Origin of the sequence: Mesorhizobium sp. WSM3626 (genome assembly GCF_000513935.1) — a bacterium.
GTDB lineage: Bacteria > Pseudomonadota > Alphaproteobacteria > Rhizobiales > Rhizobiaceae > Mesorhizobium > Mesorhizobium salmacidum.
Genome location: NZ_AZUY01000070.1, coordinates 1 through 24,377, shown reverse-complemented (window position 1 = coordinate 24,377; position 24,377 = coordinate 1). Strand labels below are relative to the sequence as shown.

General features: G+C 62.5%; 23 protein-coding genes, 2 tRNA genes and 1 pseudogene. 13 read left to right on the top strand and 13 right to left on the bottom strand.

The genetic code is table 11. The features are described from left to right. Positions 1-308 (top strand): annotated as a pseudogene (locus M653_RS1000000137515) (integrase); the annotation flags it as partial. Positions 309-346: 38 nt separating this feature from the next. Here M653_RS1000000137515 and M653_RS0129680 read toward each other — a convergent pair. Next, positions 347-422: transfer RNA gene (locus tag M653_RS0129680), tRNA-Phe, on the bottom strand. Positions 423-594: 172 nt separating this feature from the next. After that, entirely contained in the window at positions 595-1,467 is an 873-nt protein-coding gene (locus tag M653_RS0129675) for a helix-turn-helix domain-containing protein (protein ID WP_027146572.1), read from the bottom strand. Between the two features lie 104 nt (positions 1,468-1,571). On the opposite strand from M653_RS0129675, the gene M653_RS0129670 reads away from it, so the two are divergent. The 5 genes from M653_RS0129670 to M653_RS0129650 all read left to right on the top strand — a co-directional run bounded on the left by M653_RS0129670 (position 1,572) and on the right by M653_RS0129650 (position 7,783). Then, on the top strand, positions 1,572-2,843 hold the full coding sequence (locus M653_RS0129670) for an ABC transporter substrate-binding protein (RefSeq protein WP_027146571.1): 1,272 nt from the start codon (positions 1,572-1,574) through the stop codon (positions 2,841-2,843). A 94-nt stretch (positions 2,844-2,937) separates the two neighbouring features. Next, a complete protein-coding gene (locus tag M653_RS0129665; protein ID WP_027146570.1) occupies positions 2,938-3,798 on the top strand; it encodes a sugar ABC transporter permease in 861 nt (286 codons plus the stop codon). Then, positions 3,795-4,631: a carbohydrate ABC transporter permease gene (locus tag M653_RS0129660; RefSeq protein ID WP_027146569.1), complete on the top strand. Its 837-nt coding sequence runs from the start codon at positions 3,795-3,797 to the stop codon at positions 4,629-4,631. Before M653_RS0129665 ends, M653_RS0129660 begins: the two co-directional genes overlap by 4 nt. A gap of 8 nt (positions 4,632-4,639) precedes the next feature. Continuing rightward, positions 4,640-5,719 carry a sn-glycerol-3-phosphate ABC transporter ATP-binding protein UgpC gene (ugpC, locus tag M653_RS0129655; RefSeq protein WP_027146568.1) on the top strand — a complete coding sequence of 360 codons (1,080 nt, stop codon included), beginning with the start codon at positions 4,640-4,642 and terminating at the stop codon, positions 5,717-5,719. A gap of 36 nt (positions 5,720-5,755) precedes the next feature. Then, the gene (locus M653_RS0129650; RefSeq protein WP_027146567.1) at positions 5,756-7,783 is read left to right on the top strand and encodes an aldo/keto reductase; all 2,028 of its coding nucleotides are present in this window, start codon (positions 5,756-5,758) and stop codon (positions 7,781-7,783) included. A gap of 22 nt (positions 7,784-7,805) precedes the next feature. Here the strand turns inward: M653_RS0129650 and M653_RS0129645 are convergent, their stop codons facing one another. Continuing rightward, the gene (locus tag M653_RS0129645) at positions 7,806-8,681 is read right to left on the bottom strand and encodes an AraC family transcriptional regulator (RefSeq protein WP_084637035.1); all 876 of its coding nucleotides are present in this window, start codon (positions 8,679-8,681) and stop codon (positions 7,806-7,808) included. Positions 8,682-8,927: 246 nt separating this feature from the next. Between M653_RS0129645 and M653_RS0129640 the strand changes: the two genes are divergently transcribed. From M653_RS0129640 to M653_RS0129615, 6 genes are all read left to right on the top strand, one after another. Then, positions 8,928-10,394 (top strand): alpha-glucosidase/alpha-galactosidase, encoded by a 1,467-nt coding sequence (locus M653_RS0129640; protein WP_027146565.1) that lies wholly within the window; start codon positions 8,928-8,930, stop codon positions 10,392-10,394. Positions 10,395-10,552: 158 nt separating this feature from the next. Then, positions 10,553-12,634, top strand: a complete 2,082-nt coding sequence (locus M653_RS0129635) for an ABC transporter substrate-binding protein (RefSeq protein WP_027146564.1) — start codon at positions 10,553-10,555, stop codon at positions 12,632-12,634. A gap of 131 nt (positions 12,635-12,765) precedes the next feature. Then, a complete protein-coding gene (locus M653_RS0129630; protein WP_027146563.1) occupies positions 12,766-13,773 on the top strand; it encodes an ABC transporter permease in 1,008 nt (335 codons plus the stop codon). Next, entirely contained in the window at positions 13,774-14,910 is a 1,137-nt protein-coding gene (locus M653_RS0129625; protein WP_027146562.1) for an ABC transporter permease, read from the top strand. 11 nt (positions 14,911-14,921) lie between these two features. Then, entirely contained in the window at positions 14,922-16,589 is a 1,668-nt protein-coding gene (locus tag M653_RS0129620; RefSeq protein ID WP_027146561.1) for an ABC transporter ATP-binding protein, read from the top strand. Positions 16,590-16,608: 19 nt separating this feature from the next. After that, the gene (locus tag M653_RS0129615; protein ID WP_027146560.1) at positions 16,609-17,979 is read left to right on the top strand and encodes an alpha-glucosidase/alpha-galactosidase; all 1,371 of its coding nucleotides are present in this window, start codon (positions 16,609-16,611) and stop codon (positions 17,977-17,979) included. Positions 17,980-18,011: 32 nt separating this feature from the next. Here M653_RS0129615 and yacG read toward each other — a convergent pair whose 3' ends face one another. The 9 genes from yacG to M653_RS0129570 all read right to left on the bottom strand — a co-directional run bounded on the left by yacG (position 18,012) and on the right by M653_RS0129570 (position 23,747). Further along, positions 18,012-18,209: a DNA gyrase inhibitor YacG gene (gene yacG / locus M653_RS0129610; RefSeq protein WP_027146559.1), complete on the bottom strand. Its 198-nt coding sequence runs from the start codon at positions 18,207-18,209 to the stop codon at positions 18,012-18,014. Beyond that, on the bottom strand, positions 18,206-18,832 hold the full coding sequence (locus M653_RS0129605) for a Maf-like protein (RefSeq protein WP_027146558.1): 627 nt from the start codon (positions 18,830-18,832) through the stop codon (positions 18,206-18,208). Before M653_RS0129605 ends, yacG begins: the two co-directional genes overlap by 4 nt. A gap of 18 nt (positions 18,833-18,850) precedes the next feature. Further along, a complete protein-coding gene (gene infA, locus M653_RS0129600; RefSeq protein ID WP_006329283.1) occupies positions 18,851-19,069 on the bottom strand; it encodes a translation initiation factor IF-1 in 219 nt (72 codons plus the stop codon). A 197-nt stretch (positions 19,070-19,266) separates the two neighbouring features. After that, complete coding sequence (locus tag M653_RS0129595; RefSeq protein WP_084637028.1) at positions 19,267-19,737, bottom strand: low molecular weight phosphatase family protein; 471 nt, start codon at positions 19,735-19,737, stop codon at positions 19,267-19,269. Beyond that, positions 19,725-20,210 carry a UPF0262 family protein gene (locus M653_RS0129590; RefSeq protein WP_027146556.1) on the bottom strand — a complete coding sequence of 162 codons (486 nt, stop codon included), beginning with the start codon at positions 20,208-20,210 and terminating at the stop codon, positions 19,725-19,727. The genes M653_RS0129595 and M653_RS0129590 overlap by 13 nt, the downstream gene beginning before the upstream one ends. Before the next feature lie 6 nt (positions 20,211-20,216). Further along, entirely contained in the window at positions 20,217-21,509 is a 1,293-nt protein-coding gene (hisD, locus tag M653_RS0129585) for a histidinol dehydrogenase (RefSeq protein WP_027146555.1), read from the bottom strand. A 7-nt stretch (positions 21,510-21,516) separates the two neighbouring features. After that, a complete protein-coding gene (locus M653_RS0129580; RefSeq protein WP_027146554.1) occupies positions 21,517-21,948 on the bottom strand; it encodes a DUF2948 family protein in 432 nt (143 codons plus the stop codon). Between the two features lie 198 nt (positions 21,949-22,146). Then, positions 22,147-23,439: a UDP-N-acetylglucosamine 1-carboxyvinyltransferase gene (gene murA, locus M653_RS0129575; RefSeq protein ID WP_027146553.1), complete on the bottom strand. Its 1,293-nt coding sequence runs from the start codon at positions 23,437-23,439 to the stop codon at positions 22,147-22,149. A 131-nt stretch (positions 23,440-23,570) separates the two neighbouring features. Beyond that, complete coding sequence (locus M653_RS0129570; protein WP_084637033.1) at positions 23,571-23,747, bottom strand: hypothetical protein; 177 nt, start codon at positions 23,745-23,747, stop codon at positions 23,571-23,573. Positions 23,748-23,907: 160 nt separating this feature from the next. Between M653_RS0129570 and M653_RS0129565 the strand changes: the two genes are divergently transcribed. Next, positions 23,908-23,982 (top strand) — tRNA-Thr (locus M653_RS0129565). A gap of 117 nt (positions 23,983-24,099) precedes the next feature. Here the strand turns inward: M653_RS0129565 and M653_RS0129560 are convergent. After that, the coding region (locus tag M653_RS0129560) for an IS5 family transposase (protein WP_027146551.1) at positions 24,100-24,377 on the bottom strand (278 nt) is incomplete at its 5' end.

The window sequence follows — 24,377 nt, the reverse complement described above, 5'->3', positions numbered from 1 at the left end:
ATGGACTGCCCGGCAGAGCGTTACGCACCCTCAACGCGGCCCTATGCCGGCCTGCCCGATCTCGATTATCCGTTTCACGACAAGGCCGTCATCGTCACCACCTGCGGCCGCATCTGCTATAACAGAAAGAAGATCAATCTCAGCCTCGTCTTCGCCGGCCAGACCGTCGGCATCAAACAGGTCGAGGATCACATCTGGTGGCTAGCTTCATGGACTATGATTTGGGATATTTCGACGATGAGACATGCAGGCTCGAACCACTCCAAAACCCGTTCGGGCCAAAAGTGTTACCCATGTCTCCGGTATAAACCGTAACCCATGTGTCCGGAACGGACCTTGGAAATGATGGTGCCCAGAGGCGGATTCGAACCACCGACACGCGGATTTTCAGTCCGCTGCTCTACCAACTGAGCTATCTGGGCCTGTTCCGGCTAACGAAAACTCGTGCTCCGGATTTCATAAAGGCACCGTGGGCACCCCTTGAAAGCGCGTGGGTTATAGCACGGGAATCCGGCCTGTCCAGCGCCCAGATGTGGATTTCCTGCAGGAAAAGAAATGCCGCCCGATCGGCTGGTTTCCATGCCCTGCGCCCGCCTATCTGGCGCTTGCCAGTCCCTTGCGGAAGTCGGATGGCGTCATGCCGGCGAGCTTGCGGAAGGATTTGTTGAAGGCGCTGAGCGAGCCGAAGCCACTATCCATGGCCACGCGCAGCACATTGGCGTCCTGATGCATCAACAGCGCCTGCGCGTAGCTCAGCCGCAGAAGGTTGACATATTCGTTGAGCGTCATGCCGGTCGATTTCTTGAACAGGCTCATGGCGTATTTGGGGTGGATGTCGGCGGCCGCCGCTATGTTCACGCAATCGATGTCGTAGAGGAAATTCTCGGCGATGAAATCGCACATGCGCCCGACATTGCGCGACGACTGCTGATCGAAGGGGTTGCCCGCTTCCTGCCCGGCGGCGTTTCCCGGCACCAGCCGGTAGGGTTCGAACCGCACCCGCTCCAGCCGCAGCAGAAGTTCGTTGACGGCGTGCTCGGCCTTGGCCGGATCGCCTGAGCGGGCATAGCGGTTCCAGCGGGCGAAATTGTCGTTGTCGGATTGATCGGTGGCGCTGGTCACCAGCGTCGCGCCCGTCATCAGCCGATGGCGTATGTCCGCCGGTAGGTGCAGCCGAAAGAAATGCACCAGCGGCAGATGCGCGCCGGCATAGACGGCGTCGTCGCTCAAATCATCCATCTGATGCGGCAAGCCGCCCCAGAACAGGCACATCTCGCCGGCCGAAAGCGATATTTCGTGCTCGTTCATGCGGTAGTGGACGGAGCCGCGGACGATGAAATTCACCTCGACCTGGGCATGCCAATGCGGCTTCAGCATCACCAGCGGGTTGGTGTGGAACATCTGCAGCGCCAGCGGAAAACCCTCAACGCTGCTGGCGCCGGGCTGGTAAAACGGCCTGTCAGGCATCTTACTTTCCGCCAATTCCATATTCCCTCTGTCAGGGACAGGCCCTCACCGGTGCCTAGTCTAGCCACGCTCACAGAGAGAGCAAATGAAATGGGAGGATTTCAATGCGCATCACACTGTCCTGCGCCGCGCTAGCGCTTGCCCTGGGCTCCGCCCCGGCCTTTGCGCAATCCGGCGAAATCACGATCTGGAGCTGGAACATTGCCGCTTCATCCCTGAAGGCAACGGTTGCCGGCTTCAACAAGCTGCATCCCGACATCAAAGTCACGGTCCGGGATCTCGGCAACCAGCCGACCTACGACAAGTCGATCGCCGGATGCGCGGCCGGCGGCGTCGGGCTGCCCGATATCGTCACCATCGAGAATGGCGAGGCCGAGAACTATTGGAGCCAGTTCCCCGACTGTTTCGTCGACCTGCATACGCTGGGCTATACGGCGGAAGACCAGAAGAAATTCCCCGATTTCAAGCGCACCGAACTCGAAGTCGGCGACAAGGCCTATGCGATGCCGTGGGATTCCGGCCCGGTCGCCGCCTTCTATCGCCGCGACTTCTATGAGAAGGCCGGCGTCGATCCGGCATCGATCAAGACCTGGGACGATTTCATCGCCGCCGGCAAGAAGATACAGGCCGCCAATCCGGGGGTCTCGATGACCAATGCCGATTTCAACGGCGACAGTGAATTCTTCCGCATGATCTCCAACGAACAGGGCTGCGCCTATTTCGCCGAGGACGGCCAGTCGATCACGGTCAACCAGCCCAAATGCGTCGACGCCATGACCAAGGTCAAGGAGATGAAGGACGCCGGCATCGTCTCGTCCGCCGACTGGGCCACCAAGATCACCAACAACACCGCCGGAGCCGTCGCCACCCAGGTCTATGGCGGCTGGTACGAGGGCACTATCCGCACCGAATCGGCAGGCGAAAACGGCAAATGGGGCGTCTACCTGATGCCGAGCCTGACCGCGGACGGCCCGCGCGCCGCCAATCTCGGCGGCTCCTCGCTCGCCATCACTTCGGCGTCGAAGAACAAGGAAGCGGCCTACGAGTATTTGAAATACACGCTCGGCACCAATGAAGGCCAGATCACCATGCTGAAGGAGTTCGGTCTTGTCCCCTCGTTGGTCTCGGCCCTGAACGACCCCTATGTCAGCCAGGGCCTGCCCTACTGGGGTGGCCAGGCGGTGTGGAAGGATATTCTGGGCACCTTGCCCAAGGTTGTTCCGAGCCGCGGCACGCAGTTCCAGAGCGATGCCGAGATCATCGTCCGCGCGGTGCAGACCAAATATCTCGCCGGCGGCTATCCCGACGCCAAGGCGGCACTCGACGACGCCGCTAGCCAGATCGCCTCGGCGACTGGGCTGCCTGTCAAGTCCTGACCTCCCAGGACGGGGTCCGGGATGGCAGAAGTGCCGTCCTGGACCCGCCACTTGCTCGCTTGTCTTCAACACCAGGGATGAAGGAGGAGAAAAGATGCGCAACCGCAATGCCACGGCCTATCGCTTCCTCACGCCCTATCTCCTGATCTTCGCCATCTTCTGGGTGTGGCCGATCATCTCCTCTTTCCTGATCTCGTTCCAGGCGACGCGTACCGTGCCGTGGCGCTTCGCGCCGGGCTTCAACTGGGGCCGGTTGATCGGCGACCCTGCCTTCTTCAACGCGCTGAAGAACACGCTGCTCATCCTCGTCATCCAGGTTCCGGTGATGATCGCCCTGGCCATGGTCATGGCGGTGTTGCTGAATTCGCCGCTGCTCAAGGCGCGCGGCCTCTACCGCTTTGCCTTCTTCGCCCCGGTCGTCGTCGGCGAGGTCGCCTACTCCGCGGTGTTCCGGCTGATGTTCAGCCTCGATTTCGGCATCGTCAACAAGCTCTTGAACAGCATCGGCCTGCCGAAGGTCGACTGGTTCTCCAATGTCACGCCGGCCATGGCGCTGATCATGATCGCGGTCACCTGGCGCTGGGCCGGGTACAACGCCATCATCCTGCTGGCAGGCATGCAATCCATTCCCGATGATGTCTACGAGGCGGCGACGCTCGACCGGGTGAGCAAGCTCAAGCAATTCTTCTACATCACCCTGCCGCTGTTGAAGCCGGTCATCGTCTTCTGCGCCGTGCTGTCGATCATCGGCACCATGCAATTGTTCACCGAGCCGTTCCTGATCACCGAGCGCGGCGGGCCGGGCGGCGGCACAGAGACGCTCGGCCTGCTGCTTTACCGCCAGGGTTTCCGCTCGCTCAACTTCGGCTACGCCTCGGCCGTCGCCTACACCATGGCGGGGCTCGCCATCGCGATCACGCTGGTGCAGCTTTGGCTGACGAGGGAACCGAAATGAGTTCGCTCTCATCGGCAAGACTGAAACGAAGCATCGCACTGCACCTCTTCCTGACGCCGCTGGCGCTGATCTGGCTGTTTCCGCTGTGGATGATGGTGGTGTTCTCGACCATGCCCGACAACGGCATCTTCAGCCCCGGCATCGAACTGTTGCCGCACGGCAACTTCATCGACAATTTCAACAATCTGCAGCGCGACACCGACTTCGTCGGCGCCATCATCATCTCCGTTTGCGTGGCGGTGACCTACACCGTCCTGTCGGTGCTTTTGACCTCGATGGCCGGATGGGCGCTGGCCCGCTACCAGTTCTTCGGCAAAAGCGTCGTCGTCGCCATCATCCTGGGCACCATCACGCTGCCCTATGCGGTGGTGCTGATCCCGCAATTCATCATGGTGGCGCGTGACTTCAAGCTCGCCAACACATGGGTGGCGCTGATCGTGCCGCCGCTGTTCAATTCGCTTGGCGTGCTGTTCATGCGCCAGAGCTTTTCCATGATGCCGGACGATCTGTTCGATGCCGCCCGCGTCGAGGGCGTCAAGGAGTGGCGCATCTTCGTCTTCATCGCCTTGCCGTTGGCGCGGCCGATGCTGGCCGCACTCTGCATCATCCTGTTTCTCGCCTCCTGGAACAATTATCTCTGGCCGCTTTTGATCAACAGCCAGCCGGGTTCGATGACAGCACCCGTGGCGCTCGGCACGCTGATCGGCCTGACCAAAGTGTCGTGGGGCGGCATCATGGCGGGCGCGGTGATGCTGACCGTGCCGATGCTCATCGTCTTCGTGCTCCTGCAGCGTCATTTCATCGCCGGCATCGCCGCCGGCGCAGTCAAATAAGGAGCAGAATGGCAACCGTCACGCTCACCAATGTCGCCAAGCGCTTCGGTGCGTTCGAGGTCGTCCACGGTGCCAACATCGACATCGCCGATGGCGAGTTCGTCGTCTTCGTCGGCCCGTCGGGCTGCGGCAAGTCCACGCTGCTCAGGATGATCGCCGGGCTGGAGGACATCAGCGGCGGTGAGATCGCCATCGGTGGCAAGGTTGTCAATGATGTCGAGCCCGCCGACCGCGGCATCGCCATGGTGTTCCAGTCCTACGCGCTTTATCCGCATATGAGCGTCGAACAGAACCTCTCATTCGGGTTGCGCATGACCGGCAACCCCAAGGCCGACACCGAGCGGCGGGTGAACCGGGCGGCCGAGATCCTGCGCATCAGCGAATTGATGGAGCGCCGCCCCAAGAAACTTTCCGGTGGCCAGCGCCAGCGTGTCGCCATCGGCCGCGCCATCGTGCGCGAGCCGCAAGTATTCCTGTTCGACGAGCCGCTCTCCAATCTCGATGCCGAACTGCGCGTCCAGATGCGGGTCGAGATTTCAAGGCTGCATAAGGAACTCGGCGCCACCATGGTCTATGTCACCCATGACCAGACCGAGGCAATGACGCTCGCCGACCGGATCGTCGTGCTGCGCGCCGGCCATATCGAGCAGATCGGCAGGCCGCTCGAACTCTATGACAATCCCGACAATATTTTCGTGGCCGGCTTTGTCGGTTCACCGAAGATGAACTTCATCAAGGCCCATATTGTCGGCCGTGATGCAAAAGGCGTTGTGGTCGAATTGGCGGGCGAGGAGAAGGCCCGTGTCGTCCAGCCGTTGACAGGCGTCGCGCCCGAGCCGGGCAGCAAGGTCATCGTCGGCGTGCGGCCCGAACATTTCGGCGTTGCCGGTGAAGGCGACGCTGACCTTACGGTCGCCATCGACGTGGTCGAGCACCTGGGCGGCACGAGTTTTCTCTACGCCAGGACGGCCCATGGCGACGACGTGGTGATCCAGCGCGACGCGGCAAAGGTCCCCGAAACATCAAATGTCACCGTTTCCATCCGCAAATCCTACCTGTTCGACGAAAAAGGGATGCGGCTGCGCTGACCGGCCGCCCCTTTCCCAGCCCGCAAGGAGAATGACATGACTGCATCAACGCCCATTCGCTGGGGCATTCTTGGGCCGGGCGGCATCGCCAAGGCCTTTGCCGGCGGCGTCGCCGGTTCGCGCACCGGTAAACTGGTTGCCATCGGCGCGCGCAATCCCGGCAAGCCGGGACTGGCCGAGAGCTTTCCCGGCGCCCGCATCCTCGACGGTTATGACGCTCTTCTTGCCGATCCGGAGATCGATGCGATCTATATCGCGGTCCCGCATCCAGGCCATGCGCAATGGGCGATCAGGGCGGCGGAAGCGGGAAAGCATGTGCTCTGCGAAAAGCCGCTCGGGCTGACGGCCTTCGAGGCCGACGCCATGATGCATGCGGCGCGCAAGGCCGGCACCTTCCTCGGCGAAGCCTTCATGTACCGGCTGCATCCGCAGACGCTGCAACTGGTCGACTTGATCAAGTCCGGCGTCATCGGCGAGATCAGGATGATCAAGTCGAGCTTCGGCTTCGCCATGCCTGGTTTCATGCCGCGGCACCGGCTCTACGCCAACGATCTCGCCGGCGGCGGCATTCTCGATGTCGGCGGCTATCCCGTTTCGATGGTGCGCCTCATTGCCGGCGCTGCCGCTGGAGAGCCATTCGCCGAACCCGACAAAGTCGCCGGCACCGCCCATCTTGGTCAATCCGGCGTCGACGAATGGGCCTCCGCTGTCCTGCATTTTCCCGGCGGTATCGTCGCCGAGGTCTCCTGCAGCATCTCGCTCAATCAGGACAATGTCCTGCGTATCTTCGGCACCAAGGGGCGTATCGAAGTGCCCGACTTCTGGTTCGCCGGCGGCGACCGCGATGTCGGCCCAGGCCGGATCGACGTGATCGGTGCCGACGGCGCGCAAGAGACCATCAGCGTCAACGAGAAGCGCCATGTCTATTCCTTCGAGGTCGATGCCGCCGGCGAGGCGATCCGCGCCGGGCGTCGGGAATTCGCCTGGCCGGGCATGGGCTGGGCCGACAGCCTCGGCACCTTGCGCGTGCTTGACAGATGGCGCGCGGCGGTCGGGCTGGAATATGAGATCGAGAAGGCCTCGCTGCGCACCAACACCATCTCCGGGCGACCCCTGCGCCCGGGCGGCACCGCGATCGGCAAGCGCACCATTCCGGGCCTGGCGAAGCCGGCCTCCGTGGTGGCGCTCGGCTTCGAGGATTTCCGCACCTTCTCCTCCGGGTCGATCCTGCTCGATGCCTTTTTCGAGGCCGGCGGCAATCTCTTCGACACCGGCTATGTCTATGGCGGCGGCTACACCGAGACGCTGCTCGGCCAATGGCTGAGGAACCGTGGCGTGCGCGAGCAATCGGTTGTTATCGCCAAGGGAGCGCATTCGCCGCTCTGCTATCCCGACGTGATCGGCAAGCAGCTTGCCCAGTCGCTCGACCGCCTGCAGACTGACCACGTCGATATCTATTTCATGCATCGCGACAATCCGGACGTGCCGGTCGGCGAATTCGTCGATGCCATGGACCGCGAGGTCAAAGCCGGGCGCATTCGCGGCCCCTTCGGCGGCTCGAACTGGACGATGCAGCGCATGGACGAGGCGATTGCCTATGCCGAGCGAACCGGCAAGCAGAAGCCCGGCGTGCTCTCCAACAATTTTTCGCTGGCCGAAATGCTGGAGCCGATCTGGGCTGGTTGTGTCACCTCCTCCACCGATGACTGGAAGGCCTGGCTGACATCCAGGCAGATGCCGAACTTTGCCTGGTCGAGCCAGGGACGCGGCTTCTTCACCGACCGCGCCGGGCGCGACAGGCTGGACAGCGAGGAACTGGTGCGGGTCTGGTACTCCGAGCGCAATTTCGGCCGCCGCGACCGCGCGATCGAACTCGCCGCCCGGCTGCGCAAGAGCCCGATCCATATTGCGCTGGCCTATGTGCTCAACCAGCCTTTCCCATCGATTCCGCTGATCGGGCCGCGCACGCTTGGCGAACTGGACGACAGTCTGCGGGCGCTGGACATCGCGCTTTCGCCCGCCGAACTCGAGTGGCTGGACGGCGGCAGCCTGCACGCGGCCTGACAAAACACGGCCCCAAGCGGCGTCAGGTCTCGTCGTCCGACAGTCTGGCGCCGCGCCTGGCCGGGGTTCGCAAGCTGGCATACATGCCGGTCGTGCGGAATTGGCTGGGCGTCGTGCCGTAGAGCCGGCGGAAGACCTTCGAAAAATAATTCGCGTCCTCGAAACCGCACAGAATGGCGACCTCCTTTACCGGCAGGAAGTCCGCTTTCGTCAAAAGCTTCGCGGCCCGTTGCAGCCGCTGCTGCAGCACGAACTCGGCGGGCGGCAGGCCTTCGCTTTCTGCGAAGCAGCGTGAGAAATGGGCCCGGCTAAGCCCGCTGATCTGAACGAGGTCCGCCACCGGCAGGGCCTTGTCGAGGTTGGCGTTGATGTGATCGATGACCGGCTGCATCGCGCTCTGTTTTTCGGCAAAGGCATGCGAGCCGAACACATCGTCATAGAGTGCCATCGCCGCCTCGTAGGCGATCGCCGAAGCAGCACCTGGCGAAGCGGCCCCCTTGATGAGACGCAGGCTGCAATCGGCAAGATGATCGATCGTCGCCGGCTGCAGCCGAAAGACCGGTCCTGACACGTCGAGGATCGACTTGTGGATGCGCAACGCCTCCTCGCCGTTCATCGAGATCCAGAAATATTCCCAGCGCTCGTCCCTGGCCAGCCAGTAGCGGTGGTTGTGCGGCACCAGCACCAGCAGCGTGTCGTTCGTCTGCAGGCGGTAATCGCGGTTCTCGTAGCGCAACCGGCCGGTGCCGCTGATCGTATGCTGCAGTACCGTGAATGGTGTCTGGCCGCGCTTTCGCCCGTCCCAGTCATAGGTCACGTCCTCGCGCACCTCATAGCCCGTGCTTGTCGGCATGGCATGCAGACGCTGGCGGCCGCGCGGCAGCGAGACCGTCCGCATCGACTGTCCGTTGGCGATCAAATCCCGCAGCACAAAATTACCCCTGAAAGCATAATCCTTCTCTGGCCGCGCCCGCGAATATGCGCATAATCCCGCCTCGAAGAACGCGAATAACCCGCGATCGAGGAGCGGGCGGGAGGAGAGAAAGCCGGATTCCGGTTTGAATGGCTTGCACGTCAAGGCGTGTAGCCGTCTTCCTCCCTTGCTGCTCCTTGCCTAGCATTCGAATGGATCGAGGTGAAGGTGATGAGTTTCAAAATCGCTATTATCGGCGCCGGCAGCGTCGGTTTCACCAAGAAGCTGTTCACCGATATTCTCTGCGTGCCTGAATTCAAGGACATCGAATTCGCGCTGACGGACCTTAGCGAGCACAATCTGGGGATGATCAAGGCGATCCTCGACAGGATCGTCGAGGCGAACGGATTGCCGACCAGGGTGACCGCGACAACTGACCGCCGCAAGGCAATCGAGGGCGCTCGCTATATCATCAGCTGCGTGCGGGTCGGCGGCCTCGAAGCCTATGCCGATGATATCCGCATTCCCTTGAAATACGGTATCGACCAGTGTGTCGGCGACACGATCTGCGCCGGCGGCATCCTCTACGGGCAGCGCAACATTCCGGTGATCCTCGATTTCTGCAAGGACATCCGCGAAGTCGCCGACACCAACGCCAAATTCCTCAACTACGCCAACCCGATGGCGATGAACACCTGGGCGGCGATCGAATACGGCAAGGTCGACACGGTCGGCCTCTGCCATGGTGTCCAGCACGGCGCCGAACAGATCGCCGCGGTGCTGGGCGCGAAATCGCCGCGGGAACTCGACTATGTCTGTTCCGGCATCAACCACCAGACCTGGTTCATCGATTTGCGGCTGAACGGCCGAAAGATCGACAAAGATGAGCTGGTCGCCGCCTTCGAGGCGCACCCGGTCTATTCCCAGCAGGAAAAGCTTCGCATCGATGTGCTCAAGCGTTTCGGCGTCTATTCGACTGAAAGCAACGGGCATCTCTCCGAATATCTGCCCTGGTACCGCAAGCGCCCCGACGAGATCACGCGCTGGATCGACATGTCGGACTGGATCCATGGCGAAACGGGCGGCTATCTCCGCTATTCCACGGAAACCCGCAATTGGTTCGAGACCGAATATCCGCAATTCCTGGAAGCGGCATCGAAGCCGATCGACGCCTCAAAGCGCTCCAACGAGCATGCCAGCCACATATTGGAGGCGCTGGAAACCAACCGCGTCTATCGCGGCCACTTCAACGTCAAGAATGACGGCGTGATCACCAATCTGCCGCGCGACGCCATCATCGAATCGCCCGGTTTCGTCGACCGTTTCGGCATCAACATGGCCGCCGGCATCACACTGCCGGAAGCCTGTGCAGCCACCTGCATGGCCTCTATCAACGTCCAGCGCATGTCGGTCCATGCCGCCATCTCTGGCGACATCGATCTTCTGAAGCTTGCCGTGCTGCACGACCCGCTGGTCGGCGCCGTGTCGACGCCGGAGGAGGTCTGGCAGATGGTGGACGAAATGGTCGTCGCCCAGGCGCAATGGTTGCCGCAATATGCCCACGCGGTTCCTGCGGCCAAAGAGCGGCTGTCGAAATCCACGCTCAAGACCCGGGAATGGGCGGGTGCCGCGCGGCGGAACGTGCGCTCGATCGAGGAGCTGCGGGCAGAAAAGGCCGCGCTGAAACAGGCCGTCTGAAAACCGGCGCGGCGGCGGACCCTCGGGAGGCAGGTCCACCGCAGTCAGCCGTCCGGAGAAATCACGGGAGAAGTGTGAAGCGGTTCTCCGTCCGGAATTGCATAGAGACATAGACAAGACGAGCAGCAGCAAACGTCTGAACACGAGGGAGGACACTAATGAGGAACCTACGCAGTATTGGCATTGCCGCTGGACTGGCGCTGAGCGTCTCCGTTCCAGCGCTCAACGCTTTCGCTTCCGAACCGACCGTCCCGCCGGTGCCGGCGACGTTTCCGGCCGAGGGCAAGATCAAATACGTGGCGCGCGACTCCATCCTGGAGTTCAAGGCGCTGCCCGAGTATCACGAGCCCGGCTGGGTGACGGAAAAATTCGTCAAGGCCGGCAAGCTGCCGCCGGTCAAGGAAAGGCTGCCGAAGGAGCCGCTTGTCTTCAAGACGGGCAACATGCCGAACGGCGTCGGCGTCTACGGCGATACGATGCGCCATGTCATCGGTGGCCGGCCGGAAGGCTGGAACTACGGCGCCGGCCAGACCCAAGGCTGGGGCGGCATCGACATCGGCCTTTCCGAGTGCCTGACGCGCACCGCGCCGCTGTTCCAGGTCGAGGCGAAGGATACCGAGCCGCTGCCCAACCTCGCCAAAAGCTGGGATTGGTCAGCCGATGGCCACAAGCTGATCATGCATCTCGTCGAAGGTGCCAAATGGTCCGACGGCGTGCCATTCAACGCCGACGATGTCATGTTCTATTGGGACGACGAGGTCATGGATCCCAACGTCTCGCCGCTCAATGGCGCCACCCAGGAAACCTTCGGTGTCGGCACGACGCTCAAGAAGATCGACGACTATACGGTCGAGTGGACCTTCAAGGACGCCTTCCCGAAACAGCACCTCTACGCAATGGCCTATGGCACCTTCTGCCCCGGTCCCGCGCATATCTTGAAGCCGCAGCACCCGAAATATTCGAAGAACACCTACGACCAGTTCAAGAACGCCTTCCCGCCGGAATACATGAACATGCCGGTCATGGGCGCCTGGGTGCCGGTCGAATATCGGGCCGACGACATCATCGTCATGCGCCGCAATCCCTACTATTGGAAGGTGGACGAGAAGGGCAACCAGCTCCCCTATCTCAACGAATTGCATTATAAGCTGTCGACCTGGGCCGACCGGGACGTTCAGGCGGTCGCCGGCGCAGGCGACTTCTCCAATCTCGAGCAGCCGGAAAACTTCGTTGCCTCTCTGAAGCGCGCGGCGGAGCCGAATGCGCCGGCACGTCTGGCCTTCGGCCCGCGGTTGATCGGCTACAATCTGCGCCTGAACTTTTCCGCCAATGGCTGGGGTAATCCGGACGAGCGCGGCCAGGCGCTCCGCGAGCTGAACCGCAACGAGGATTTCCGCAAGGCCGTCACCATGGCGCTTGACCGCAAGGCGCTGGGCGATTCCCTCGTCAAGGGGCCGTTCACCGCGATCTATCCTGGCGGCCTCTCCTCGGGCACCAGCTTCTACGACCGCAAATCCACCGTCTACTATCCTTTCGACCTCGAGGGCGCCAAAGCCGAACTCGCCAAGGCCGGCCTGAAGGACACTGACGGCGATGGTTTCGTCAACTTCCCGGCCGGTACCGCCGGCGGCAAGAATGTCGAGATCGTGATGCTGGTCAACAACGACTACACCACCGACAAAAGCCTCGCCGAAGGCGTGGTCGCGCAGATGGAGAAGCTTGGCCTGCGGATCGTGCTCAACGGGCTCAACGGTACCCAGCGCGATGCCACGCAATATTCAGGCCGTTTCGACTGGCTGATCCGGCGCAATGAGCAGGAGCTGACCTCAGTGGTGCAGAACACCGTGCAGCTCGCTCCAGTCGGCCCCAAGACCAGTTGGGATCACCGCGCGCCGGAAAGCGGGGAGGTCGATCTGATGCCTTTCGAGAAGGATCTCGTCGACATCGTCAACAAGTTCGTCTCGTCGGCGGACAATAACCAGCGCGCCAGTCTGATGCGGGACTTCCAGAAAATCTCGACCGAACACGTCTACAATATCGGCCTGACGGAATATCCCGGCGCGCTGATCATCAACAAGCGCTTCTCGAACATTCCGCAAGGCACGCCGATCTTCATGTTCAACTGGGCTGAGGATTCGATCGTCCGCGAACGGGTCTTCGTCGCGGCCGACAAGCAGGCCAAATACGAACTGTTCCCGGAAGAACTCCCCGGCAAGCCTGGAGACAAGGGTCCGATGTAAGTTTAAGGGCCGATGCAAGTTTACCTCCCCTGACTGAGAGAGACCCGGCCGCGCCGCTGGCGCGGCCGGGACAAACCAACCCTCCGAGCGCCCCCAAGGAGCGTCCGGCGAGATGAGGAAGCGGACCGCCCATGCTGCGATTCCTGCTCACGCGTATAGCGTCGGCAATACCGGTTCTCGCTATTCTGAGCCTCGTCACCTTTGCCATCATCCAGGCGCCGCCTGGCGACTATGCCGATTACATCCGCTCGCAATTGATCAACCAGGGCGGAGCCTCCTTCGCCGAGGCCGACGCGCAAGCTCAGGCCTATCGCGTCGAGCACGGCCTCGATAAGCCGCTGCCCGTCCAGTATCTCAACTGGATCGGCGGCATCGTCACCCACGGTGATTTCGGCTACAGTCTCTATTACAACAAGCCGGTGGCCGACGTCGTCGGCGAGCGCCTGCCGCGGACGCTGCTTCTGGCTTTGGTCTGCCATCTGCTCGCCTCGGTGCTGGGCATCACCTTCGGCATCTGGGCGGCGACCCGGCAATACACCTGGATCGACTCGACCCTGTCGGCGGTTTCGTTCCTCGGCATGACGGTGCCGCGCTTCCTGATGGCGCTGATCATCGTCTATCTCCTGGTCTTCCAGTTCAATGTCTCGGAGATCGGCTCATTCTTCTCGCCGCAATATGGCGGCGCGCCATGGTCGTGGGCGAAGTTCGTCGACCTGGTCAAGCATGTCTGGCCGGTGGTGGCGATCGCCACCTTCGGCGGCCTTGCCTACAATATGCGCGTCATGCGCGGCAATCTGCTCGATACGCTCAACGCGCAATATGTCGAGACGGCCAAGGCCAAGGGCTTGACCGGGAGCGCCGTCGTGATGCGCCACGCCGTGCCGAATGCCCTGCATCCGCTGGTCATGTATCAGGGCGTGGTGCTGCCCTATATGCTGACCGGCGAGATCGAGACGGCGATCATCTTCGCGCTGCCGACCGTCGGTCCGGCGATCGTCGGCTCGATGGCGGTCGGCGACGTCTATGTCACCGCCACCTTCATGATGGTGCTGTCGGCGACGCTGATCGTCGGCAACATCATCGCCGACATGCTGCTCGTCCTGCTCGATCCGCGCGTACGCCAGTTCGGGGAGGGTTAGATGCTGGCACGAGATCCTTCACCACCGCCACTGCCAGCCGAGCGAGCCACAGTGGCGCCCGCACGCGGCAATGAGAGCTACATGGCGCTTGTCTGGCGCCGGCTGAAGCGCTCCTGGACCGGCATGGCCGGGCTTTGGCTGGTCGTGCTGCTCCTGGTCATGGCCGTATTCGCCGAATTCCTGGCGCCGATGGATCCGAAGGCGACCGATGTCGGCTTCGCCCCGCCGCAGCTGCCGTCCTTCCACGACAAGGACGGCAATTTCGTCGCGCGGCCGAGGGTCTATGCACTGTCCGATTCGGCCGACCTCGATCCGGTCACTTTCCAGCCCATCGTCGGCCCCGACTACGACCACCCGAGGCTGCTTGGCTTCTTCGTCGAAGGCGCACCGTACAAGCTCTTCGGACTGATACCGGCGAACCGGCATTTCTTCGCCTCGACGGACGGCCAGCCGGTGCATTTCCTCGGCACCGACAAATTCGGCCGCGACGTGCTGTCGCGCGCCATCCACGGCTCGCGCGTCTCACTGATGATCGCGCTGACGGTCGTCTTCATCATCACCGTCATCGGCACCACCGTCGGCATGGTCTCCGGCTATTTCGGCGGCCGGTTCGACGTCTGGATGCAGCGCTTCGTCGAACTGGTGCTCGCCTTCCCGCAACTGCCGCTCTACCTGGCGCTGACGACGTTGATCCCGGTCACCGCGCCGACCAATGTGTTCCTCGCCTTCGTCATCATCGTCATGTCGGCGCTGGGCTGGGCGCAGATGTCGCGCGAGGTGCGCGGCAAGACGCTGGCGCTGGCGCGCATAGAGTATGTGCGCGCCGCCATGGCGGTCGGCGCGACAGACCGGCGCATCATTCTGCAGCACATCTTCCCCAATGTGATGAGCCACGTGATTGTCGCCGTGACGCTGGCGATCCCGACGGTGGTGCTGCTCGAATCCTTCCTCGGGTTCCTCGGTTTTGCCGTCAAGCCGCCGCTGATCTCCTGGGGCCTGATGCTGCAGGACACCGCGACCTATTCGGTCATCGGCACTTATCCCTGGATCCTGTCGCCGGTCGGTTTCGTGCTCGTCACCGTCTTTGCCTTCAACGCGCTGGGCGACGGCCTGCGCGATGCAGTCGATCCGTATTGAGGGGAACCGGGATGACCGTCGTACTCGCCGAGCCCTTCGCACCAGCCTTCCGCCTTGACCATGATGGGCGCCAGGGAGAGCCCGTCATCGATGCCCGCAACATCGAGGTGGCCTTCAAGGTCGAACACGGTGTCGTCGAGGCGGTCAAGGACATCTCGTTTCAGCTCTATCGCGGCGAGACGATCGCGATCGTCGGCGAATCCGGTTCCGGCAAGTCGGTGACGGCGCGCACCGTCATGGGGCTGCTGTCGCGCCGCGCCACCGTGTCGCCGAAATCAAGTATCTGTTACGACGGACGGGACATCCTGAAATTCCCCGAAAGCGCCCGGCGCAAGCTGCGCGGCAACCGCATCTCGATGATCTTCCAGGAGCCGATGAGCTCGCTCAATCCGATCTATACGGTCGGCAGCCAGATCGTCGAAGCAATCCGGGTGCATCGCAAGGTGAGCCGCAAGCAAGCCTGGGCGCGGGCGCTAGAGCTGCTGCGGCATGTGCAGATCCCCGAACCCGAAGCGCGGCTCAAACAATATCCGCACCAGCTCTCGGGCGGGCAGCGGCAGCGCGTGATGATCGCCATGGCGCTCGCCAACGATCCCGACGTGCTGATCGCCGATGAGCCGACGACCGCACTTGATGTCACGGTCCAGGCGCAGATCCTTAACCTGATCCGCAATCTGCAGAAAGAGCTGCGGATGGCGGTGATCCTGATCACCCACGATCTCACCGTGGTGCGCAAGTTTTCCGACTACGTCTATGTGATGCAGCATGGCGAAATGTGCGAGCACAACGTCACCGAACGGCTCTTCGCCGCTCCACGGCATCCCTACACCCAGCGGCTGCTTGCCTCCGAGCCACGCGGCCGACCGCAACCGCTGCCCGAGAGCAGCGGCACCATCCTCGAGGCGAACGGTGTGCGCGTCTGCTTCATGCTGCGCCACGGCACGTTCCTGAAGCCGGACTGGCGCGAACTGGTTGCCGTCGACGACCTCGACCTCAAGCTTTGCCGCCACGAGACGCTGGGACTGGTCGGCGAATCCGGTTCCGGCAAGACCACATTCGGCCAGGCGTTGCTGAGGCTGACCGACGCCAAACGCGGCGAGATCCGCTTCGATGGCCAGCCTATCCATGGCCTGTCGCGAGGCGAGATGCGGCCGCTGCGTTCGCGCATGCAGATCGTCTTCCAGGATCCGTTCTCCTCGCTCAACCCGCGCATGACGATCGGCCAGATCATCGAGGAAGGGCTGATCGTCAACAGCATCGGCGCGACACGGCGCGAGCGCGTCGAGCGGGTGCGCGAGGCACTGGTCAGTGCCGGCATGCCGGGCGATATCCTGTCGCGGTTTCCGCATGAGTTCTCCGGTGGCCAGCGCCAGCGCATCGCGATTGCGCGGGCCATCGCACTCGAACCCGAATTCATCCTGCTCGACGAGCCGACATCGGCGCTCGACCTCTCCGTCCAGGCGCAGATCATCGACCTGCTGCGCAAGCTGCAGGACGAGCGTGGCCTGAGCTATCTCTTCATCTCGCACGACCTCAAGGTGGTGCGCGCGCTGTGCCACCGCGTCATCGTCATGCAGCACGGCAAGATCGTCGAGCAGGGCCCTGTCGACGAGGTCCTCACCAATCCCAAGACCGCCTACACCGAACGGCTCGTCAGGGCCGCTTTCGACGTGGCCTGAACACATGCCGGAGGTTACATTGGCAAGACATCCCAGGATCACTTTCATCGGCGCCGGTTCGACGGTGTTCATGAAGAACATCGTCGGCGACGTGCTGCAGCGCCCGGCACTTTCGGGGGCCACGATCGCGCTGATGGACATCAATCCGCAGCGGCTGGAAGAAAGCGCCGTCGTCGTCAACAAGCTGATCGCCACACTCGGCGTCAAGGCGAAGGCCGAGACCTACACGGACCAGCGCAAGGCGCTGGCGGGCGCCGATTTCGTCGTCGTCGCCTTCCAGATCGGCGGCTATGAGCCCTGCACCGTCACGGATTTCGAGGTGCCGAAGAGATACGGGCTGCGCCAGACGATCGCCGATACGCTCGGCGTCGGCGGCATCATGCGGGGCCTGAGGACCGTGCCGCATCTGTGGAAGATCTGCGAGGACATGCTTGCGGTCTGCCCGCGGGCGATCATGCTGCAATACGTCAACCCGATGGCGATCAACACCTGGGCGATCTCAGAGAAATATCCCGAGATCAGGCAGGTCGGGCTGTGCCACTCGGTGCAAGGCACGGCGATGGAACTGGCGCACGACCTCGACCTTCCCTACGACGAGATTCGTTACCGCTCGGCTGGTATCAACCACATGGCCTTCTACCTGAAGTTCGAGCATCGCCAGCCGGACGGATCCTACCACGACCTCTATCCCGATCTCGTGCGCGCCTATCGCGAAGGCCGCGCGCCGAAGCCCGGCTGGAACCCGCGCTGCCCCAACAAGGTGCGTTACGAGATGCTGACGCGGCTGGGCTATTTCGTCACCGAAAGCTCGGAGCATTTTGCCGAATACACGCCCTATTTCATCAAGGACGGCCGCCCCGATTTGATCGAGAAATACGGCATTCCGCTCGATGAATACCCCAAGCGCTGCATCGAGCAGATCGAGCGCTGGAAGGACCAGGCGCAGGCGTATAGCTCGGCCCTACGTATCGAGGTCGAGGAGTCCAAGGAGTATGCCTCCTCGATCATGAATTCGGTCTGGACCGGCGAGCCGTCGGTGATCTACGGCAATGTCCGCAACAATGGCTGCATCACCTCGCTGCCCCGCGATTGCGCGGCCGAAGTGCCGTGCCTGGTCGACGCGTCCGGCATCCAGCCGACCTATATAGGCGACCTGCCGCCGCAATTGACGGCGCTGATCCGTACCAACATCAACGTGCAGGAACTGACGGTGCGGGCGCTGATGACGGAAAACCGCGAACACATCTATCACGCGGCGATGATGGACCCGCACACGGCGGCCGAACTCGACCTCGACCAGATCTGGTCACTGGTTGACGATCTCCTGGCCGCCCACGGCGACTGGCTTCCGGCCTGGGCGCGTGGTGATCGCAAGAACCAGGCCGCCTGACCGGCGGCCCTGGCTTCATTTCGGCCCTGGCCTCATTTCGGCTCGTCGGCGTCCGGTTCTTCCTCGTCGTCGCGGGCGGAGATGACATAGGCGCCCTTCAGCCAGCGGTTGAGATCGATGTCCTTGCAGCGCGTCGAGCAGAACGGATAGGTCTCGCGCGCCGACGGCTTGCCGCATTCGGGGCAAGGGCGCTTGGGCCGCAGTGGCGTGACTTTGTCGTCCGGGCTCATGGTCGCGCGGTCAACCAGTTTTGATGGGTCTTGAAACCTTCGCCCGACAGCAGCGCCGCCGTCTCATAGAGCGGCAGGCCGACGATGTTGGTGTAGGAGCCGACGAGCTTGACGACGAAGGCGCCGGCCAACCCTTGCACGGCATAGCCGCCGGCCTTGCCCCGCCATTCGCCCGAGGCGACATAGGCGTCGATTTCCTCGCGTGGCAGCCGCTTGAAACGCACCCGCGTCTCGACCAGCCGCTGGCGCATTTTGCCCCCCGGCGTGATCAGGCAGATGCCGGAATAAACCCGGTGCGAACGGCCGGACAACAGCCCGAGGCAGTTGGCGGCGTCATCCAGTGTCTCGGCCTTGGGCAGGATGCGTCGCCCGACGGCGACCACCGTGTCGGCCGCCAGCACAAAGCTTGGTGCATAGTCGGTCTCGGCCTTCAGCGACGCGAACGCCTTCTCGGCCTTTTCCTTCGACAGCCGTTTGGCCAGCGAGCGCGGATGCTCGGCACGCAGCGGCGTTTCGTCGATATCGGCTGGCAGGATGCGGTCCGGCTCGATGCCGGCCTGCTGCAAGAGTTCGATGCGACGCGGCGAACCCGAGGCAAGCACCAGCTTATGCAAAATGCTCATCACGCTCGGGTCTTGATCTTACTTGAAACGGTAGGTGATGCGGCCCTTGGTCAGGTCGTATGGCGTCATCTCGACCAGAACCTTGTCGCCGGTCAGCACGCGGATGCGGTTCTTGCGCATGCGGCCGGCCGTATGGGCGATGATCTCGTGTTCGTTTTCGAGCTTTACCCTGAACATCGCGTTGGGCAACAATTCCGTGACGATACCCGGAAACTCGAGGACTTCTTCCTTCGGCATTCGATACCTTTGCTTGGATGGCAGTTCCGGCGCCTAGAGCATGATGCCGAAAAGTGTGAAGCGGTTTTCCGACGACATCATGCTCTACTTCTTTGACCTAGAGTCGAATGATTTCAGGTCGGACAGACCTGAAATCATCCGACTCCAGCCGGAATTTCGGCGGAACCTATATGATAATCGTGCGCTTGTGAACACGCTTAATCCGTCGCGTTTTTTACTTCGGGAAGCAAAAAACGTCGGCTTATGCGCAACTTCAGCCGCTCGCGCACGTCGCGATAGCTGGCCATGATCTGTTCCCGCGTGCCGTCGGCACCGGTCGGGTCCGGCGTAGGCCAGTATTCCACCTCGACGGCACGCGAGCGGGTGAGTTCGAGCGCGGCATGGTGCGCCTCCGGCGCCAGTGTCACGATCAGGTCGAAATAGTCGTCCTCGAGATCGTCCAGCGTCCGTGGATGGCGTTCGCCCAGCGTCAGACCGTCCTCGGCAAGCACGGCATCGACGAACGGGTCGCGCTCCCCGGCGCGCACACCCGCCGAGGCGATGAAAATGGTAGCGGGAAGCATCCGGCGCGCCAGCTGCTCGGCCATTGGCGAGCGCACGGCATTCATGCCGCACAGGAACAGGACCGAGCGGGGCAGGGCGCCGGCGACCAGGATCAGCCCCGCCAGTGCAGCACGCAGACCAGCGTGAACAGCCGTCGCGCCGTGTCGAAGTCGATGTCGATCTTGCCGGAGAGCCGATCCATCAGTGTCTGCGAGCCCTCATTGTGCAGGCCACGGCGGCCCATGTCGATCGCCTCGATGTGGCTCGGCGTCGAGGAGCGGATGGCGTCGTAATAGCTCTCGCAGATGATATAGTAGTCCTTGACGATGCGCCTGAGCGGCGTCAGCGACAGGATGTGGGTGACGACGGCGGCGCCGTCCTCGCGCGCCACGGCAAAGACCAGGCGGGACTCGGCCAGCGACAGCTTCAGCCGGTAAGGACCTGTACCGCTGTCGTTGACAGGCTTAAAACTGTTCTCCTCGATCAGGTCGAAGATCGCCACCGCCCGCTCATGCTCGACATCGGGCGTCGAACGGCCGATCGATTCATCGAGTTCGACATCGATCAGTTTTGCGCGGGTTTGATCGTGGCCCGTCATGCCGGCCTACATGTTCAGACGTATGGCGACAGAGCGGCCATGCGCGTCGAGCCCTTCCGCCTGAGCGAGTGCGATCGCCGCCGGTGCCAGCATGCGCAACTGCTCCGGCCCGAGCTTCAGGACCGAGGTGCGCTTGACGAAGTCGAGCACGGAAAGGCCCGACGAGAAGCGCGCCGAGCGCGCCGTCGGCAGCACGTGGTTGGAGCCGCCGACATAGTCGCCGATCACCTCCGGCGTGTGGCGGCCGAGAAAAACCGCGCCGGCGTTGCGCATCTTTGCGAGGAAGCCCTCGGCATCGTCGATGGCCAGTTCGACATGTTCGGCAGCGATACGGTCGACCAGCGGCAGCGATGCCTCGATCGTTTCGACCTCGATCACCGCGCCGAAATCGCGCCAGCTCTGGGCCGCCGTTTCCGCGCGCGGCAGGCTCTGCAGCTGGCGTTCGAACGCATGTTCGACCGCTTTGCCGAAAGCCGGGTTGTCGGTGATCAGGATCGACTGCGACGACACGTCATGTTCGGCCTGGGCAAGCAGGTCGGCCGCGATCCACTCCGGATCATTGCCGCCGTCGGCCACCACAAGCACCTCCGATGGCCCGGCGATCATGTCGATGCCGACAGTGCCGAATACCCGCCGCTTGGCCGCGGCGACATAGGCATTGCCGGGGCCGACGATCTTGGCCACCGGCTTGATCGTCTGCGTGCCATAGGCAAGTGCCGCGATCGCCTGCGCGCCGCCGACGCGGTAGATTTCGGAGACGCCTGATATATCCGCCGCCACCAGCACCAGCGGGTTGACGACGCCGTGCGGTGCCGGCACGACCATGACGATGCGCTCGACGCCGGCTACCTTGGCCGGCAGGGCGTTCATCAGCACCGAGCTCGGATAGCTTGCCGTGCCGCCCGGCACATAGAGCCCGACCGCCTCGATCGCGGTCCAGCGCGAGCCGAGCTCGACGCCGGCGGCATCCGTGTAGCGTTCGTCCTGCGGCTTTTGCCGCTGGTGATGGGACCGGATGCGGTCACGTGCGAATTTCAGCGCCTCGACCGTGGCCGGATCGGCCTCGGCATAGGCGCCGGCGATGTCTTCCGCCGAGACGGCAATGCCGAGCTTGGCGAGGTCGCCTCCGCCGAATTTCTGCGTGTAGTCGATCAGTGCCGCGTCGCCCTCGGCACGCACGCGCGCGATGATGTCGCGCACCACGGCGTCGACATCGGCCGATACCTCGCGCTTGGTCAGGAGGAACGCGGCGAAACGCTGCTCGAAATCGGCGTCGGACTGGCGAAGCGTGATGGCCATCGTATGCTCAAGCCCTGTGTATGGGGCGCGACGTGGCTTCCCACGCGCCGCCAATATCGGCAAGGCGAGCCTCGATGCATTCGACATCGAGCATGATCGTGCCGCCGCCCGAAAAGATCAGTTCGACGATGCCCGCGGGCTTGCTGATCTCGATGAAGCTGATCGCCAGCAGGGAGAGAATTTCGGCCGGCTTGTCGCGGGCGATGCCGTTGGTCTTGGCGCCCAGCACCCGGTCGAAATGCAGCACGGCCTGCCGTCGCTCATTGTGTTGGCGAAGCAGGCCGGATTTGGCTTCCCACACGAAACGGTTCATGGTCAGCACGAAACGCTTGGCTTTGGGCAGGAATTCGAGGTCCGAGACCTTCATCACGGCGTCCTGGAGATGGGCCGAGACGATGCTCAGATCCTGGTCGTCGAGCGCGATGAGTTTTAAGACCATGCGGATTTCACACCTAGAGGTTGGCAACCAGCCTTTCTGTTAGGCGGTCTTTCCGATCGGTGCAACCGCGCCAAGAATGCTGCCGGAGGCAATTGCCTCAGTTTTGCGCACCCCTCATCGGCCCTGCCGGCACTTCTCCCCGTATAGTGGCGGGAGAAGGACGCTTCGCAGATGATTTCGCCAAGGGACCGCGGATCGTTAAGCCGAAATACGCTCGATCACCGCGCCGCAATTGGAAAGCTTTTCCTCCAGCCGCTCGAAACCGCGGTCGAGATGGTAGACGCGGTTGACCGTGGTCTCGCCTTCGGCCGCCAGGCCAGCGATGACCAGCGAGACGGAAGCGCGAAGATCGGTCGCCATGACCGGCGCGCCTTTCAGCTTCGCCACGCCGTCGACGATCGCCGTCTGGCCCGAAAGCGTGATGTGGGCGCCGAGCCGAGCCAGTTCCTGGACGTGCATGAAGCGGTTTTCGAAGATCGTCTCGGTGATGCGCGACTTGCCCTTGGCCATGGTCATCAGGCCCATGAACTGCGCCTGCAGGTCGGTCGGGAAGGCCGGGAAGGGCGCCGTCGTCACATCGACCGGCGAAATGCCGGCGCCATTGCGCCTCACGCGGATGCCGGAATTGGTCTGCGTGATCTCCGCGCCCGTCTGGGAAATCACGTCGAGCGCCGTCTGCAGCAGCTCCGGCCGAGCGCCTTCGAGCACGACGTCGCCGCCGGTCATCGCCACAGCCATGGCATAGGTGCCGGTCTCGATGCGGTCGGGGATGACGCGCACGCGCGCCCCCGAAAGCGCTTCGACGCCGTCGATGGTGATGGTCGGCGTGCCGGCGCCGGAAATCCTGGCGCCCATGGCGTTGAGGCATTCGGCGAGGTTGACGATCTCGGGCTCGCAGGCGGCGTTTTCGAGCACCGTCTCGCCCTTGGCGAGCGATGCCGCCATCATCAGCACATGGGTGGCGCCGACCGAGACCTTGGGGAAGGCGTAACGGTTGCCGACGAGGCGGCCATTCCGGGTCTTGGCGATGACATAGCCGGTATCGACATCGATGTCGGCGCCCAGCGCCTGCAAGCCTTCGAGGAACAGATCGACCGGACGCGTGCCGATGGCGCAGCCGCCGGGCAGCGAGACCTTGGCCTCGCCCATCCGGGCCAGCAGCGGCCCGATCACCCAGAACGAGGCGCGCATCTTGGACACCAGCTCGTAAGGGGCGGTGGTATCGACGATGTTGCGGGCGGAGAAGTTGATGGTGCGCGAATAGCCCTCATTCTGCTTCTCGCGGCGGCCATTGACCGAATAGTCGACGCCGTGATTGCCGAGGATGCGGATCAGTTGCTCGACATCGGCCAGATGCGGCACGTTTTCGAGTGTCAGCGTATCGTCGGTCAAAAGCGAGGCGATCATCAGCGGCAGAGCGGCGTTTTTGGCGCCCGAGATCGGAATGCTTCCGGCAAGCTTGTTGCCGCCGACAATTCTGATGCGATCCATTAGAGAATGTCCCTCTCAGCCAGAAAAGGCCGGTTCAATCGTTTGAGTGTATCGGCCCGTCTAGACCATTGACCAATGTGGTTCAAGAAATAGGATTTCGCCCACCCCGGCCCAAGAGTGGCCGATTTGAGTTAATCTTTCTTCATTTCCTTGACCGCGCCGAGCCCGTCGGGCCGTTGGTCGGCCTCACCTGTGCGGCGCGAGCGCGACTGCGCCTTGCGCTTCTGCAGATTGGCGCGCAACTGCTCGGCGAGCCGTTTCTTGCGGGTTGTTTCGCTGCTTTTCGGTGGATTTGTCTTGTCGTTCATCATCCCGCCCCGGTTGGCGACCAGCCAACCCGCCATTCAGGGATAGCCAACATTGTGGCGCCGCCATGTCATGGAAAGCTATCCGGCAAAGGCTTTCACAGAAGCGTTGTTCTTGGCCTTGCGCTTGCCGGTTCGATATGGCAGAAGCCCGCCATCGGCGGCTGCGGTAGCTCAGTGGTAGAGCACTCCCTTGGTAAGGGAGAGGTCGAGAGTTCAATCCTCTCTCGCAGCACCAGCCTATCTTGGTGAAATCCCGCAACCATTTAACAAGCAAGGCCTTGCGCTCGAAAATACCGTGACAGGTTCGCCGGCCTGCTTTCCGATGACGTGCTAGGGCGTAGTGACGATTTAACTACCTGAGCCAGATAGCGATAGCGGCAAGTTTGACAAAGCCCATGAAGTTGGCGAGCAACTTGTCGTATCGTGTTGCGACGCGGCNGAACTNTTTGAGTTTGTTGAAGAAACGCTCGATGATGTTGCGCTCCTTGTAGAGATCAGCGTCGTAGGGACGCTGATGTTTTCGATTGCGCTTGGGCGGGATGACGACGTCGGCGCCTATTTCTGCGATCTTTTCAAGCAAATGGTCGGCGTCATAGCCCTTGTCGGCGATCGCTGCGCCGGAAGCCGTCG